The organism is Paenibacillus sp. GXUN7292, assembly GCF_050864975.1.
Classification (GTDB): Bacteria; Bacillota; Bacilli; order Paenibacillales; family Paenibacillaceae; genus Pristimantibacillus.
Window position 1 is genome coordinate 12619 of record NZ_JBOZWO010000001.1, and the last position, 15988, is coordinate 28606.

At 46.5% G+C, this 15988-nt stretch carries 14 protein-coding genes; 13 read left to right on the forward strand and 1 reads right to left on the reverse strand.

The genetic code is table 11. The features are described from left to right. Positions 1-6: 6 nt before the first annotated feature. The 13 genes from ACRRU2_RS00085 (at position 7) to yajC (ending at position 15375) form a co-directional block, all read left to right on the forward strand. Positions 7-1293 (forward strand): homoserine dehydrogenase, encoded by a 1287-nt coding sequence (locus tag ACRRU2_RS00085; RefSeq protein WP_331697017.1) that lies wholly within the window; start codon positions 7-9, stop codon positions 1291-1293. Positions 1294-1297: 4 nt separating this feature from the next. After that, positions 1298-2275, forward strand: a complete 978-nt coding sequence (gene thrB, locus ACRRU2_RS00090; protein ID WP_331697016.1) for a homoserine kinase — start codon at positions 1298-1300, stop codon at positions 2273-2275. Next, a complete protein-coding gene (pheA, locus tag ACRRU2_RS00095) occupies positions 2272-3153 on the forward strand; it encodes a prephenate dehydratase (protein ID WP_331697015.1) in 882 nt (293 codons plus the stop codon). Before thrB ends, pheA begins: the two co-directional genes overlap by 4 nt. 92 nt (positions 3154-3245) lie before the next feature. Next, positions 3246-4127, forward strand: a complete 882-nt coding sequence (gene ilvE, locus ACRRU2_RS00100; protein ID WP_331697014.1) for a branched-chain-amino-acid transaminase — start codon at positions 3246-3248, stop codon at positions 4125-4127. Positions 4128-4522: 395 nt separating this feature from the next. Continuing rightward, positions 4523-6997: a LysM peptidoglycan-binding domain-containing protein gene (locus ACRRU2_RS00105; protein WP_432499562.1), complete on the forward strand. Its 2475-nt coding sequence runs from the start codon at positions 4523-4525 to the stop codon at positions 6995-6997. A 181-nt stretch (positions 6998-7178) separates the two neighbouring features. Next, positions 7179-7850 (forward strand): BofC C-terminal domain-containing protein, encoded by a 672-nt coding sequence (locus ACRRU2_RS00110; RefSeq protein WP_432499563.1) that lies wholly within the window; start codon positions 7179-7181, stop codon positions 7848-7850. Between the two features lie 653 nt (positions 7851-8503). Then, complete coding sequence (ruvC, locus tag ACRRU2_RS00115; protein WP_432499564.1) at positions 8504-9007, forward strand: crossover junction endodeoxyribonuclease RuvC; 504 nt, start codon at positions 8504-8506, stop codon at positions 9005-9007. After that, entirely contained in the window at positions 9004-9633 is a 630-nt protein-coding gene (gene ruvA, locus ACRRU2_RS00120) for a Holliday junction branch migration protein RuvA (protein ID WP_432499565.1), read from the forward strand. The genes ruvC and ruvA overlap by 4 nt, the downstream gene beginning before the upstream one ends. 17 nt (positions 9634-9650) lie before the next feature. Beyond that, positions 9651-10658, forward strand: coding sequence for a Holliday junction branch migration DNA helicase RuvB (ruvB, locus tag ACRRU2_RS00125; protein ID WP_331697009.1), 1008 nt, complete (start codon positions 9651-9653; stop codon positions 10656-10658). A gap of 37 nt (positions 10659-10695) precedes the next feature. Next, entirely contained in the window at positions 10696-12828 is a 2133-nt protein-coding gene (locus tag ACRRU2_RS00130; protein WP_432499567.1) for a SpoIID/LytB domain-containing protein, read from the forward strand. 10 nt (positions 12829-12838) lie between these two features. Then, positions 12839-13885, forward strand: a complete 1047-nt coding sequence (gene queA / locus ACRRU2_RS00135) for a tRNA preQ1(34) S-adenosylmethionine ribosyltransferase-isomerase QueA (protein ID WP_432499568.1) — start codon at positions 12839-12841, stop codon at positions 13883-13885. 21 nt (positions 13886-13906) lie between these two features. Next, on the forward strand, positions 13907-15040 hold the full coding sequence (tgt, locus tag ACRRU2_RS00140) for a tRNA guanosine(34) transglycosylase Tgt (RefSeq protein ID WP_331697006.1): 1134 nt from the start codon (positions 13907-13909) through the stop codon (positions 15038-15040). Positions 15041-15054: 14 nt separating this feature from the next. Beyond that, positions 15055-15375 (forward strand): preprotein translocase subunit YajC, encoded by a 321-nt coding sequence (gene yajC, locus ACRRU2_RS00145; protein ID WP_331697005.1) that lies wholly within the window; start codon positions 15055-15057, stop codon positions 15373-15375. Positions 15376-15534: 159 nt separating this feature from the next. On the opposite strand, the gene ACRRU2_RS00150 is transcribed toward yajC, so the two are convergent. Then, positions 15535-15927, reverse strand: coding sequence for a TIGR04086 family membrane protein (locus ACRRU2_RS00150; RefSeq protein WP_331697004.1), 393 nt, complete (start codon positions 15925-15927; stop codon positions 15535-15537). Positions 15928-15988 lie beyond the last annotated feature (61 nt).

Here is a 15988-nt window from a genome sequence, read left to right on the forward strand (position 1 = left end):
ATGGAAATGAAGCCAGTTAAGGTAGGATTGTTAGGGCTTGGAACTGTAGGAACTGGAGTCGTACGAATCGTAGAAGGCCATCAGGAGGATTTGCTGAATCAGTCGGGTTCTCCGATACAGATCGAGAAAGTAGCCGTTAGAACGATTAATAAAAGCCGCAGCGTTGCAATCGATGAAAGTAAATTGACGGAAGATCCTTGGGATGTTGTGCGTAATCCGGATATTGACGTAGTGATTGAAGTGATGGGCGGAATTGAACAGACAAAGGAGTATATTATAGAAGCGCTTGAGCGGGGCAAGCATGTCGTAACCGCGAACAAGGATTTAATGGCTCTTTACGGGCCGGAGCTGCTCGAAAAAGCAAAGCAAAGCGGCAGCGATCTTTTCTATGAAGCAAGCGTAGCGGGCGGTATTCCAATCATTCGTACGCTGATCGAAGGGTTCTCCTCTGATCGTCTGACAAAAATTATGGGGATAGTCAACGGAACAACGAACTATATTTTAACTAAAATGAGCCAGGAGGGCGCTACCTATCTCGATGTCCTTAAAGAAGCTCAAGAGCTGGGATATGCGGAGGCTGATCCTACTGCCGATGTCGAAGGCCTTGATGCAGCGCGCAAGATGACAATATTGGCTTCATTAGGTTTCAGATCAACGGTTTCACTGGATCAGGTTTCAGTAAAGGGCATTTCCTCTGTTACGAAGGAAGATATATTGTATGCCAAGCGTCTAGGCTACGAATTGAAGCTGCTTGGCATTGCTGATCGCGACGATGATCTTATCAGCGTAAGCGTACAGCCAACTATGGTGAAGCAGTCTCATCCAATCGCATCTGTCAACGGCGTTTTCAACGCGGTATATGTGTATGGCGAAGCTGTAGGCGAGACAATGTTCTATGGACCAGGCGCAGGCGAGCTTCCGACTGCAACTTCAATCGTTGCTGACCTGGTTGCTGTAGTCAAAAACATAAAACTTGGCGTAAGCGGCAAGCAAGCAAGCTTATCCTACAAACAAAATAAGCTGAAAACGGATGATCAGATCCATTCCAAATACTTTTTGCTGCTGCAGGTAGCTGACCGTGCAGGTGTGCTCGCGCGCATTACTCAAGTATTCGGAGATTACAATGTCAGCCTTGAATCTGTTTTGCAGCATCCAAATGCTGAAAATCCTGAAGCAGAAATCATTATCATCACTCATGATGCTACTAAAGCTTCAGTCAATAAAGTGTTAGATGTGTTTACTACTATGGATGTTGTTCATAAAGTGAAAAGCGTCTATCGAGTGGAAGGTTAATCGAATGGATAAACAACGTGTTATAGTAAAGGTGCCCGCAAGCACTGCCAATTTAGGCCCTGGCTTTGATTCGCTGGGCATGGCGCTTTCCTTGTACGCTTGGATAGAGCTTGGCTATGCTGAGCAAACCAGCTTCGAGCTGCATGGGGAAGGCATGAACGGACTTGCGCAGGACAAAACAAATTTAGTGTATAAAGTAGCGCAGCTTGTATTCAAGGAAGCTGGAGTGAGCATTCCCGAGCTCAGTATTCGCATGTACAGTGAAATTCCATTGACGCGCGGACTGGGCAGCAGTGCGACGGCAATCGTAGGCGCGCTGGCAGCCGCCAATGCGCTGATCGGTTCTCCGCTTTCACAAGATAAGCTGTTTCAAATGGCGACAGCGCTGGAGGGACATCCGGATAATGTAGGAGCCTCCTTGTTTGGCGGTATTGTAGTATCTGCCTGGGATGGAAAGGCTGCACAGCATGTGCGGCTGGAGCCGCCCAAGCAGCTGGAAACGCTCGTAGCTATACCCAATTTTCACCTGGCTACTGAAAAGGCACGCCATGCTTTGCCTGCGCAATTGAATATGTCAGATGCTGTATTCAATATTGGCAGAAGCTCCTTGCTCGTTGCAGCTCTTGCAAGCGGCCAGCTTCAATTGATTCAGCATGCGATGCAGGATCGCTTGCATCAGCCTTATAGGGCTGCTCTCATACCTGGCATGACTGAAATTTTGGAAGCAGCTGTTTCCAAAGGGGCGCTTGGCGCTGCTTTAAGCGGGGCAGGCCCTACGCTTATCGCGTTTGTTGATAAGGATAGCGCGAACAAAGACGAGCTTGAGCAGTTTCTCAAAGCGACGCTGGCGCAGGAAGGCATTGAAGCGGACACGTTATGGCTTGCGCCAAGCTCAAGCGGTCCTGAGGTGATATCCGTACAGGCGGCAGAGGGGAATGCCGGTTCGTTTCTCGATTTGATAAAAGGAGAAGTGCGGATATGAAAACAGTAGCATTGCTGCCGGCCGGATCTGTATCCGATGAGGCAGCCAGACATTTATTTGCAGGCGAACAAATCAATTGGAAGTATCATCGGCTTATATCCGATGTATTTTTATCGACTGCGAACGGTATAAGCACTTATAGCATCATTCCGACTGAAAATACGATCGAGGGTTCAGTGAGCCTGCATATGGACTGGCTCGTGCATGAGGTTGATTTGCCGATACAGGCTGAATGGGTATATCCGTCTATTCAAAATTTAATTGGAAATTATGGGGAATTCCGTTTCTCCAACGGTGAAGTTGATTATTCAAAAATTAAAAAAGTGATCAGCCATCCTGTTGCAATGGCACAATGTTTAAAGTTTTTAAATGAACATTTGCCGCATGCAGAGCGGGAGCATGCAAGCAGCACAGCGGAAGCAGTCAAGCTTGTCAGCAAGCAGCCTGGGGAAGGTGTTGTAGCTTTAGGCACGCTGATTGCTGCCTCGCTTAATCAGTTGGATGTACTGGCCAAAAGTGTAACGGATCATAACAATAATTTTACGCGCTTTGCGCTTGTGGGCAAAGAACCATATAAAGCACGCACCTCCAACCGCATAAAAACGAGTATTCTTATTACGTTGCCAGAGGATTATCCTGGAGCTCTGCACCAGGTGCTGTCTGCTTTTGCCTGGAGACGGATTAACCTGACGCGCATTGAATCGCGCCCTACTAAGAAAAAGCTTGGCAATTACTATTTCTATATCGATATCGAAATGTCACTTGATTCTGTCCTGCTTCCTGCAGCGCTGCAGGAAGTTGAAGCGATTGGCTGTCAGGTTCGTGTTCTTGGCTGCTATCCTGTTTTTTCTTATGAACAGTTATGCATGCAAGAATAAATATAGTACAATACAAGTAATGAGCAAAATTTGCCAAAACAATATTCGATTTTACAATTGTCGACCTAATATTCGGAGGTGTAATAGTAGCAATGGCACAGCAATGGATTTATTTGAACGGGGAGTATGTTACAAAAGAGGATGCAAAAATTTCAGTATATGATCACGGCTTTCTCTATGGTGACGGAATTTTTGAAGGGATCCGGGTATACGAAGGCAATATATTCAAATGCCAGGAGCATTTAGTGCGCCTTTATGACTCCGCTAAGTCTATCATGCTTGATATTCCGCTTTCAATGGAAGAAATGGAAGCAGCATTAATCGAAACATTGCGACGCAATGAAATGAGAGATGGTTACATTCGCCTTGTCGTTTCTCGCGGACCTGGTAATTTGGGGCTTGATCCGAAGCGCTGCCCGGCTGCTTGGGTTATCATTATTGTGGAGCAGCTCGCTATTTACTCTGAAGAAGCATATCGCAACGGTCTTGTTTCGGTTTCCGTGTCGCAGCGCCGCAATATTCCTGATGCGCTGAATCCAAAGATCAAATCTTTGAATTACTTGAACAATATTTTAGTTAAAATTCAAGCTAATCTTGCCGGCGTAGGCGAGGCCATTATGCTAAACTCACAGGGCTATGTTGCTGAAGGATCCAGCGATAATATTTTCATTATCAAAAATGGTACTGTATTTACACCGCCTTGCTATGTTGGCGCGCTTGAAGGCATTACCAGAGCAGCCATTATAGAGCTGTGCGAGAAGTTTGGCTACAAGCTGAAGGAAGAGCCATTTACACTGCATGACGTCTATGTGGCAGATGAAGTGTTCTTTACAGGAACAGCGGCAGAGGTTATTGCTGTGCGCGAGGTTGACGGAAGAACGATCGGAGCTGGCAAAGCAGGTCCTATTACGACACATTTATTGCAAGAATTCCGCAAAATAGTTACTGTTGACGGCGTAAAAGCGTTTGACTAATAGCATATCTGTTTTAACCTTAAAAGGTCTGCATGGATGCAGGCCTTTTTGCTGTTATATGAAATATCATAAAGAAACGGTAGGCGCCCCCCTCAAAACGGCAAAATGTATATAAATATCATACAGAATCGATCGGTGCTTCCTCAACGCTACTTTTAGTTGGTGCATTTCGCGAAGTAAAGGTATTTCAACAGTCTGAATTCATAGGAGTAATTGACGGAATGCGACTTTTGTAGACAGGTTTGTAGACAAGTTGCTATCATGCCAGTTAATATTTGTTATATTTTTTTGCAAAATTAGGAGAGAGTTGCCCATGTTCTGCATAGGATGTATGGATTGATATGAGGCATTAGCCGTGCCGAATGATTAAGAACGTGACAGGAGGTAATAAGTAAGTGAGAATTCATATTGTCAAATCAGGCGAATCTTTATACCTAATTGGGCAGAAGTATAATGTCTCCGTAGAAGAAATCATGAAATTAAATCCACAAATCAAAGATCCGAACGTAATAGATGCAGGTATGAAAATTAAGCTGCCATCATCCCACACGCAAGGAGGAGGTGGAGGGATGCAAGGTGTCGAGGTAGTGAATCAGCATATTGTCAAACAAGGAGATACATTGTGGAAGCTTTCAAAAGCATGGGGAATTCCTTTGGCCACCTTGATTCATGCGAATCCGCATTTGAAAAATCCGAATGTACTGCTGACGGGAGAAGTTATTAACATACCTAAGGCACATGCAGCTAATTCATCTCATACCGGCAGCCAGGGGGCAAATGCGAATGCTGGCGCAAATGTAGGACCAAATGCAAAGGCAAACACAGGTGCAAACGCGAATGCAAAGGCTAATACTTCATTAATAGAAAAAGCTGCTCCAATTGCCAAGTCGGCCAATGCTATTAAGCAAGGCGTTCAAGGAATTGTCGGTAAGCTGTCGACGACTCCTATTGTCGGCAAGAAAAATACGGCGCCAGCAGCCGAGAAAAAGCCGACTGCGCCAATCGTAGCGCCAGTTGAGCCTGCACCAGCGCCTAAACCGGAACCGGCGGCTATCAAGCCAGCGAAAACTGTTAAGCCTATGGCGCCAACGAAAGTTGAGCCAGCGCAGGTTAATAAACCAATTGAGGCAAACAAAGTTGCGCCTGCTCAGAAAAAGGTTGAGCCGATGGCCAAACCGGCCCCATCTAAGGTGATGCCGGAAGCAATCAAGCCAGCGCCAACGAAAGTAATGCCGCAATCGATCAAACCCGCTGCAACGAAGGTAATGCCGGAATCAGTGAAGCCGATGCCGAATATGATGGCAGAATCCGTTAAGCCGGCTCCATCCAATATTATGCCGCAATCGTATAAGCCAATGCCAATGAACGTTGCTGAAAAAACGCTGCCAATGTTAAGCCCCGCCGAGAAAAAAATAATGCCATATCAATCTGAATATTTGTCAGAGCTTGAAACGTTCAAGCAGTATAATGTGCCTGCAACTGAAGCCATGGCAAATATGTATGCAAACAATAAAAAAGTATCGCCGTATATGTCGGGTAATGAGTCATTAAAACAATCAGTTTCGCCGTATATGTCAGGCAATGAGTCATTAAAACAATCTGTATCGCCGTATATGTCAGGCAATGAATCGTTAAAACAATCTGTATCGCCATATATGTCAGGCAATGAGTCATTAAAACAATCTGTATCGCCATATATGTCAGGCAACGAGTCATTAAAACAATCTGTATCGCCATATATGTCAGGCAACGAGTCATTAAAACAATCTGTATCACCGTATATGTATCAGCCAGTCCCTTATTATTATCAGCCTTGCGGCTGCCATTACGGGTACGGACCTGTGCAGCAGCAAATGTATCCGTATGCAGGGATGTATCAAGCTATGCCGAATGCAAGCAATGTATCGGCACAGTCAATGATGTCAAAAGGAAGCAATGTGTCGGCACAGTCAATGATGCCAAAAGGAAGCAATATATCGGCACAGTCAATGATGCCAAATGCAAGTAATGTGTCAGCACAGTCAATGATGCCAAATGCAATTAATGTATCGCCCATGTCGATGATGCCGAATGCAGGCAATGTGCAGGCGCAGTCGATGATGCCGAATGCAGGCAATGTGCAGGCGCAGTCGATGATGCCGAATGCAGGCAATGTGCAGGCTCAGTCGATGATGCCGAATGCAGGCAATGTGCAGGCGCAGTCGATGATGCCGAATGCGGGCAATGTGCAGGCGCAATCGATGATGCCGAATGCGGGCAATGTGCAGGCGCAGTCGATGATGCCGAATGCGGGCAATGTGCAGGCGCAGTCGATGATGCCGAATGCGGGCAATGTGCAGGCGCAGTCGATGATGCCGAATGCAGGCAATGTGCAGGCGCAGTCGATGATGCCGAATGCAGGCAATGTGCAGGCGCAGTCGATGATGCCGAATGCGAGCAATTTGCAGGCGCAATTCATGCCTAACGCGAGCAATGTATCGGCGCAGTCTATGCCGAATGCGGATTATATTCAATCGATGTCGACGATGTATCCGCCGCCGGGCTATGGCTACAGCCATTATTCCGACCATTATCCCTCGCAAGCTTTCCAGCCGACCTATACTTCATGGCCCCAAACTCCTGAGTTTGGATGGTCGCCAGATACATTCGCCAATCAGGCAGCGCTGGCAGAGGATTGCGGATGTGAAAAAAAACGTGATGAGCATTTGCTAACGAATGCAAATGCAAACCAGGCAACGGCGTTTGAAGATTTTACAAACGTGCCAATCAAGGCTTCGACAAAGAAAAGAAAGAAAAAAGTATCCATTAAAACCGTTACGGCGAAAAAAGGAAGCAACTCAAAAAAGAGCAGCCCATGGATTAAAAGATAGTAAATAAAAAAGTACAGGCGATAAGAGCTGTATCTTTCAGTCAATAAGGAAGAGGAAGCTGCGTTAAGAAACAGGCGGCAGGGCATTCTTTATCAGACTAATGAAACAGCTCTTTATGTATGATGAATAGTTATATAATTATGGAAGCATACTAGCCAAAACAAGTAAGGGAGGCTTCCATATGATGACATTCAGCTTGTGGAAGCAATTGAAGAAAAAGTTGAAGCGTAAAAGAAGGCCGCTTTGGTCCATGTGTGCTGCAACAGCCGTATTGATGGCAGTAATTATTTTATTAGCGACAGCAGAGCATACAATGGCCATGCATATTGCCAATGGACGTTCGACCAGTCATTTGGAGCCTGCTCATGATAAAAGCGTGCTGCAAAAGCTGGAGCAAACGGAGCAGACGCTGCTGGTAAAGCTGCATCGTGTTTTTGTATGCGGAGAAGAGGAGCAGGTGCTGGGGGAGCTTTCTCCAAAGCAGGTTATAAATATGCTTACCCAGTATCCGGATTGGACGGCTATATTAAATCAGGATGACCGTTCTGTGCTGCTGGAGCAGCATATTAATGATTTATCAGATTATTGCAAATCCAATGCATATTTTGGTGTGGATCGCCAAGGCAATTTTTCCTTATTTGACGGGCTGCCTGTTAAAGATAAAGTAATGCGTACCTTTTTTCAAATCGACATTCAGTATATGGAAAGCAATTTGCCGCAGGAACGAGTAGATCAGCTTGCAAAAGGCATACGTGTTAACGATATTGATGAATATAACAGCGTTTTGTCCACGTTCAGCGATTTTGCAAAGGAAAGAAACGAGGAAGGCCGCGAAGGAACAGAGCGTTATTAAAAGAAGATCATGCAGACAAGGAGAGCTTGTACCCTACGAGGTACAGGCTCTCAGGCTGTCGAGACTTTCTCGACAGCCTGACTGCCCTAAGGGCAGTGTTTTCCACTTTAGAATTCCCCAAAAGCTAAAATTTTTAAAACTAAGTAAAGGAAATCAGGCCGTTGAAAAACACTAACGGAACTGAGACACGCTATTGTACTTAAATCAGCTTATTCTAAAATCTAAAGGAACTGAGAAACCTTATTTACTCAAACTCACTACCTAAACGGGAAAAGAACACTTATAACGCTTCACAGTTCCGTTACAGATTTAAACCATCTTTTTATTGCTAAATAGAGCCTCTCAGTTCCGTTACATTCTAAACAGATGGCATTACGACTTTTGCTCGGTTATTTAACTCCTACAACGAATCGACGGCTTCCCGTTTACTGCTTTAGGGCTGTTATCCGAGCTATTAAGCTGCTGCGGAGCTTTTTCAACACGCTGAGAGCTTGTACCCTACGAGGTACAGGCTCTTTTCTTTTTTAATATTAACCGAAGTAACGATATTATATGGGCCGGTAGTCGCTTATTACGAAACATTCGTTCTCATTGCCAAATAATTTTGCTATAATGGAGGATGGATAATTATGTTTTGATGAGGAGCTGGCAGTTTGCGTGTACTAGGCATTGACCCCGGCATCGCTATAGCGGGCTTCGGGTTTGTAGATTATATCGGTCATAAGCTGACTCCCGTTCAATATGGCGCGATACAGACAGAGGCACATACTCCATCAGAGGAGCGGCTTTTGCAAATCTATGATTCGGCAGGAGCGCTGATGGATCGCTATAAGCCAGATGCGGTGGCGGTCGAGAAATTATTTTTTAATCGGAATGTGACGACTGCGTTTGCGGTCGGGCAAGCGCGAGGCGTAATTATTTTGGCTGCTGCCCAGAGAGGATTGACGGTAGCGGAATATACACCGCTTCAAGTAAAGCAGGCTGTTGTAGGCTATGGCAAGGCGGAAAAACGCCAGGTGCAGGAGATGGTCAAAATGTTTTTGCGGCTATCAGCTGTACCCAAGCCTGATGATGTTGCCGATGCATTAGCGGTTGCGATTTGTCACGCTCATTCTGCAGGCATATCGAACAAAATAAATGAGGTGACCGGTCGATGATAGATTTTTTGCGTGGAAAAGTGGCCTTGCTTGAGGCTGATTATATCGTTTTAGATGTGAGGGATATAGGATATCGTGTATTTACGCCGAATCCTTATGCCTTTGCAGGCAGTGAGGATACCATTACCGTGTACATACACCATCATGTAAGAGAGGATGCCATTTTACTGTATGGCTTTTCAACGCGGCATGAACAAACGTTGTTCCGCAAATTGATTGAAGTGTCCGGTATCGGGCCGCGCGTCGCGCTCGGCATTCTTTCAGGCGGTCAGCCTGATAATGTAATTATGGCCATTCAACAGGAAAATATTGCGTTTCTCACCAAACTTCCTGGCATTGGCAAGAAAACGGCGCAGCGCATGATTTTGGATTTGAAGGACAAGCTTCTGGGCCTCGGAGGAGATGAAGGCTTGCTGGCGAAGGATTTATTTGGTGAACCGCATGCCATAGCAAGCAGCGATAACGGGCACGAAGGCTGGAGCGAGGCGAGAGAAGCGCTTGCTGCGCTTGGCTATAAAGCAGCTGAGCTGGACAAGGCATGGGCTGTTCTGCAAGAGAAGGTGGATGGAAGCGAATCGGTTGAGGCTCTTATGAAGCTTGCATTTCAGCAGCTTGTGAAAGGGTAACGGAGGGAGTGACTATAATGGATGATGATCGGATCATTTCCGCAAATCTGATGATGGATGAGCATGCGGTGGAGCTGAGTCTGCGTCCGCGTTATTTGGCTGAATATATAGGCCAAACTAAAGTAAAGGAAAACTTGACGGTTTACATAGAGGCTGCAAAAATGCGCAAAGAAGCGCTTGATCATGTGTTGCTTTACGGCCCGCCAGGACTTGGTAAAACGACGCTGTCCAACATTATCGCCAATGAGCTCGGCGTTAATCTGCGGACTACATCGGGACCCGCAATAGAGCGGCCAGGTGATTTGGCTGCGCTTTTGACCAATTTGCAGGAAGGCGATGTTTTGTTTATAGATGAAATTCATCGCCTGCATCGAACCGTAGAGGAAGTGCTCTATCCTGCAATGGAGGATTTTGCGCTTGATATTATGATAGGAAAGGGGCCCAGTGCACGGTCTGTACGTCTGGATCTGCCGCATTTCACCTTAATAGGCGCTACTACTAGGGCAGGCTTGCTGTCTGCGCCGCTTAGAGACCGTTTCGGTGTAGTTAGCAGGCTGGAGTTTTATACGGTAGATGAGCTGGCGTTTATCGTTTCACGCGCAGCTGAAATTTTGGATGTAAGCATCGTAGGCGAAGCATCCCGGGAAATTGCGCTGCGCTCGAGAGGAACTCCTCGCATTGCGAACCGCTTGCTCAAGCGGGTACGTGATTTTGCCCAGGTGCGCGGCGATGGGATCATTACGCATGAATTGGCGCAATCAGCGCTTGAGCTTTTGCAGGTCGATCCTATGGGGCTCGACAGTATCGATCACAAAATGCTGCACGCCATGATGACTAATTTTGCTGGAAGGCCGGTAGGGCTGGATACAATAGCAGCTACAATCGGGGAAGAAAGCCAAACGATCGAGGATGTGTATGAACCTTATCTGATGCAAATAGGTTTCTTGCAGCGTACGCCAAGGGGAAGAATGGCAACGGAGAGCGCTTATTTGCATTTAGGCATTCCGATTCCGAAGCGAAACTAACTCTCGGTGTCGGAATAATTGAAAGGAGCTTGGCAGGATGGATATGAAAAAAAGCTTGATTCAAGCCAAAAGGCTGTCTTTATCGTTTCTTATTGCTTCACTATTAATATTGGGTGTCCAATCGACGCCAGCTTATGCTGCTGTTCCTTCACTTGATCAAATCAGAGTGGCTTTGTTTATGAAGCTTCCCGGCAAATATGAATCGCTTGCGCCAGCTGCCGCCTTCTCATCGCCCGGCGGAATGCAAATCGGGACGAGAGCGCCTGATGGCGTTACAAGCTGGTTTTCGGCTGCTGCTAACAGCGAGGCAAGATTTGCAGTTGATGATTATAAGGCCAGAGTACTTGAAACAAGTGATTTCGCAACAGCTTTATCCGTGTATCAGCATATCGTCTCTGCGAAAGGGACTGCTTATATAACGAGCTCGGCCAAGAGCGGAGCAGCGTTGTATCAAGTGTCTGAGGGTGCTTATGCGACTGCTGCGGAAGCAGTATCCGCTGCGGCACGCTGGAGTGCCGACAGTAAGCTGACCGCCTTGCTCAAAGGCTACAAGCCTTCAGCGATAGGCCCCTATCACCTAGAATCGCCAGCTTATCCTACCGAGGAAGCAGCGCTAAAGGCAGCACAGCAATTCGGTGCAGCAGGCCTTGACGCTTATGTGGCCATTCGGGCAGGCAGCAAGGGAGGCGTACAATATAGCGTTATGGTAGGCGCTGCAACTTCCGCAGCTGAGCTGAAGGTAGTGCAAACAGCTTCGATTAAAGTGCCGGGCGGATCTGCGCTGAAAGAAGCGGCAGCTGGACAGGGATATTTCTTAAAGCAGGCGGATTATTCTGCAGGCGGCAGTGCCAAGTCCGCAGTTACCTTATACTCCTTTCCTGCCAATGAAATGAAAGTATGGATTTCTCCTGCCAAGCCAGAACAGGCGATCAAGCTGAATGAGCGAAGCAATCATTCATATCGCGGAAGCTTCGAGCTTAGCAGCTTTAACGGGAAGCTGGCAGTCATTAACGAGCTTTCTTTCGAGGAATATTTGTATTCTGTCGTTGCTGTAGAAATGTATACAAGCTGGCCTATGGAAGCACTAAAGGCACAAGCGGTCGCAGCGCGTACCTTTGCACTTCAGAAAGGATTTGGTTTTCAAATCGCGCACGTCGTTGATACAACTTTAAGCCAGGCGTATAATGGCATAGGAGTGGAAGTCAAATCAGCAACAGATGCGGTTCAAGCTACAAAGGGTGAAGTTATTTTATATAATGGCAAGCTGATAGAAGCATTGTATTCCTCCAGTGCAGGAGGGAAGACAGCTGATGCATCGGAAGCCTGGAATAGCAGCATACCTTATCTGGTTAGCACTGCCAGTCCCGACGAAATTTCAGAGCAAGGACTGTTGCATTGGTATAAGGTCGTGCTTGGAAGCGGCCAGATCGGTTATATCCGCGAGGATTTGTTGAAGGGTACAGGCCGCAAGACAGCTGCGGACAGCACTATAATGGAATTGACTACAGATAACACTAATGTCCGCCGCCATCCTGTTGTTCAAGACAGCGTTCCTGTCGTAGCTATATTAAATAAAGGTGACCAAGTCATTGTGCTGGAAAAAGTACTTCAATCGAATGAAATGAGCTGGGTGAGAGGCCCATTCACTTCTCCAGAGCTTGTGACAGCAATTAATGCAAGAGTGAATCCGAAAATTACAGGATCTATCTCATCAATTGAAGTAACAAAAAGAGGCCCCTCCGGTAGGGCGCTCGAAATAGCAGTCAATGGAGAAAAGCTCGCTGTATCATCCCCTGACGGATTTCGTTCTGCGTTAGGGGTGCAAGGGGCGCTGCCAAGCACATTATTTACTGTAGCGGAGGAAGGCAAGCTTGTTATTCTTGGAGCAGGCGGCCAATCGCGTACGAAGACGGATGAGAAGCAGTCCGTATATGTAATGGGCGCTGCAGGAAAATCTGCTGTATCAGCCGATCCATACTTATATGTTTTGGGCAGCAAGGAGCAGGTTAGAGCAGTCAGCAAGGAAGCGACATTCAGCTTTAGCGGCAGCGGCTTCGGCCATGGTGTCGGCATGTCGCAGTATGGCGCTTATGCACTGGCAGAACAAGGGTATGACTATGCTTATATTTTGAAATACTATTATAAAGATGTAACTATCGAGAAGGACTGATTGATTTTTTATGAATGTGGACTGGTTTGATTTTCATTTGCCGGAGGAGCTTATCGCGCAAACGCCGTTAAAGGAACGGACAGCTTCTCGACTGCTGGGCCTGAACAAGCAAACGGGTGAAATTACACATGGCATGTTTACTGACCTAGAGAGTTATTTGCAGGCAGGGGATGTGCTCGTTCTCAACAATTCAAGAGTAATTCCAGCCCGTCTAATGGGTATTAAAGCAGATACAGGCGCCAAGGTGGAGCTGCTCTTGCTCAAGCAGCTTGGCGAGGATCGCTGGGAGGCGCTTGCCAAGCCAGCCAAGCGAATGAAGCTTGGCTCCAGGCTGCAATTTGGCGTCAATGAAGAGGGCGAGCCTTTACTGGAAGCAGTAGTAGAGGAAGAAGGAGATATGGGAGCGCGGGTAATCAAATTTCACTACTCTGGCATATTTCAAGAGCTGCTTGACCGGCTGGGCGAAATGCCGCTTCCTCCTTATATTAAAGAAAGACTGGAAGAACGCGAGCGATATCAGACGGTTTATTCCAAGCAGGAAGGCTCCGCAGCTGCACCTACAGCAGGGCTTCATTTTACAAAGGAATATTTGGAGCAGCTGGCAGCCAAAGGTGTGCAAATCGCTTATGTAACGCTTCATGTAGGGCTTGGAACATTCCGGCCGATGTCAACGGAAACGGTTGAGGAGCACGAAATGCATGCCGAATATTATGAGCTGGATGAGCATAATGCCGGATTAATTGCCAAGGCGAGGCAGGAAGGACGGCGAATTATAGCTGTTGGCACCACTTCCACGAGAACGCTCGAAACGATTGCGGAGCGATTCGGCAGTGAACCGCTTATTGCTTGCAGCGGCTGGACCTCCATTTTTATTTATCCAGGCTATAGTTTTCAAATTGTAAATGCGATGCTGACGAATTTTCATTTGCCAAAATCTACGCTGATGATGCTGATCAGCGCTTTGGCTGGCCGGGACCGAGTAATGAAAGCCTATGAGGAAGCCATCGTCAGCCAGTACCGATTTTTTAGCTTTGGGGATGCGATGTTCATTTATTAAATAGAATAGGAAGCGTGAACAGTGGCAGTTAAATACGAATTTATTAAACAATGCAAGCAAAGCGGCGCCCGTCTCGGCAGAGTGCATACGCCGCACGGTATTATCGATACGCCTACCTTTATGCCGGTAGGTACGCAGGCTACCGTAAAAACGATGAGTCCGGAAGAATTAAAGTCTATGGATGCGCACATTATTTTAAGCAATACGTATCATTTGTTTTTGCGGCCAGGCCATGGAATTGTAAAACAAGCCGGCGGGCTTCACAAATTTATGAACTGGGATCGTCCCATCCTGACAGACAGCGGCGGATTCCAAGTATTCAGCTTAAGTGAAATGCGTAAAATTTCTGAAGAGGGCGTCCATTTCCGTTCCCACCTAAATGGAGATAAGCTATTTATTTCTCCAGAGGTCGCAATGGAAATCCAGAATGCGCTTGGTTCGGATATTATGATGGCATTTGATGAATGCCCGCCTTATCCGGCAGAGTATAAATACGTGAAGGAATCGACTGAAAGAACGAGCCGATGGGCCGAGAGATGCCTAAAAGCACATGCCAGACCTCATGATCAAGCGTTGTTCGGCATCGTACAAGGGGGGATGTTCGAAGATTTGCGCATTCAAAGCGCAAAAGATTTGACTTCCATGGATTTCCCGGGGTATGCTATTGGAGGATTAAGTGTTGGCGAGCCTAAGCATCTTATGTATGAGGTGCTTGATTATACGGTTCCCCATTTGCCATTCAACAAACCGCGCTATTTAATGGGTGTCGGTTCGCCGGATGCGCTTGTTGAAGGCGCTATACGAGGCGTTGATATGTTTGACTGTGTATTGCCGACACGCATTGCTCGCAATGGGACAACGATGACAAGCAGCGGACGACTCGTTATACGCAATGCGAAATTTGCAGAAGATTTTGGGCCTCTTGACCCGAATTGCAGCTGCTATACGTGCAAGAACTACTCCCGCGCATATATCCGCCATTTATTGAAGGCGGATGAAACGTTCGGGATCAGACTTACTACATATCACAATTTGCATTTCTTATTGCAGCTCATGCGGGACGTTCGCCAAGCGATTATGGACGATCGGTTACTTGATTTCCGTGATCAGTTCTTTGAAGCGTACGGACTTAATGATAATGAAAAAGGATTCTGAGAGGGGGGAAAACAATGTCAGAGTGGTTTACAGCAGCAGCTGATGGCGCCCAAGGCCAAAGCATTTGGGGACTTGTGCTGCCATTTGTTCTAATGTTTGCAGTGTTTTATTTCTTGCTTATCCGCCCGCAGCAGAAAAAGCAAAAGCAGCGCACATCGATGTTGAATCAAGTGAAGAAGGGCGACAAAATTACGACGATCGGAGGCTTGCACGGCACAATCGTGGAGCTTACTGATGATACAGTTGTAATTCGTGTCAATGATACAACAAAAATGACGTTTGAGCGCAGCGCAATTAATACAATTAGCAGCAGCGCGCCAGGTTCAGCAGAATAATGCAAAGCCGAGCTTATCACCAAAGGTGAATGAGCCCGGCTTTTTTTAATATATAAGTAAGTATAAGATTTGTCCAAAGGACGGCGGAGCCGTTTATCCTTGTTATTTGAAGCAGAAGTTTTCACCTAGCGCCTATTCAACGAGAAAAGCTTACCCTGTTTATTTTTTTAAGTTTACGCCAATCATCCCGCCTAATGCCCCGGCAAGCAATGCTGTTAAAAGAATCGTCCCGCTATGCCATGTAATTGAAGTATTAGCAGCAAGAAAGCTGATGATCAATATCATAATAAAATAGATAATGCCGAGCATTCCGCCGTTATACCAGCCTTTTTGCTCTGAGCGCTTGCCGGCAGCCGCACCGCCAAACAAAGCAGCCGCGCCGTGTACAATCATTGTGTATGTATTCATATTGCTTTCTTTAACATCTGTGAAATAAAGCAGCAAGGATAAAATAAGAGCGCCCGCAGCAAGCCAAATAAGGGAAAAAACGGCTCCTGCCAAAAGCGGCGATTTTAAGTTGGGCGTTTTCACTGTACCTTTAATTACCTTCATCCTTATAACCCTCCTATTAAGAACAGTAATAATACACCTTATGGTCAAGCTGTTCATTTTA

Coding starts and splice junctions, on each gene's coding strand:
- ACRRU2_RS00085 (WP_331697017.1), top strand. CDS start 7: ATGAAGCCAGTTAAGGTAGGATTGTTAGGGCTTGGAACTGTAGGAACT.
- thrB (WP_331697016.1), top strand. CDS start 1,298: ATGGATAAACAACGTGTTATAGTAAAGGTGCCCGCAAGCACTGCCAAT.
- pheA (WP_331697015.1), top strand. CDS start 2,272: ATGAAAACAGTAGCATTGCTGCCGGCCGGATCTGTATCCGATGAGGCA.
- ilvE (WP_331697014.1), top strand. CDS start 3,246: ATGGCACAGCAATGGATTTATTTGAACGGGGAGTATGTTACAAAAGAG.
- ACRRU2_RS00110 (WP_432499563.1), top strand. CDS start 7,179: ATGATGACATTCAGCTTGTGGAAGCAATTGAAGAAAAAGTTGAAGCGT.
- ruvA (WP_432499565.1), top strand. CDS start 9,004: ATGATAGATTTTTTGCGTGGAAAAGTGGCCTTGCTTGAGGCTGATTAT.
- ruvB (WP_331697009.1), top strand. CDS start 9,651: ATGGATGATGATCGGATCATTTCCGCAAATCTGATGATGGATGAGCAT.
- ACRRU2_RS00130 (WP_432499567.1), top strand. CDS start 10,696: ATGGATATGAAAAAAAGCTTGATTCAAGCCAAAAGGCTGTCTTTATCG.
- queA (WP_432499568.1), top strand. CDS start 12,839: ATGAATGTGGACTGGTTTGATTTTCATTTGCCGGAGGAGCTTATCGCG.
- yajC (WP_331697005.1), top strand. CDS start 15,055: ATGTCAGAGTGGTTTACAGCAGCAGCTGATGGCGCCCAAGGCCAAAGC.
- ACRRU2_RS00150 (WP_331697004.1), bottom strand. CDS start 15,927: ATGAAGGTAATTAAAGGTACAGTGAAAACGCCCAACTTAAAATCGCCG.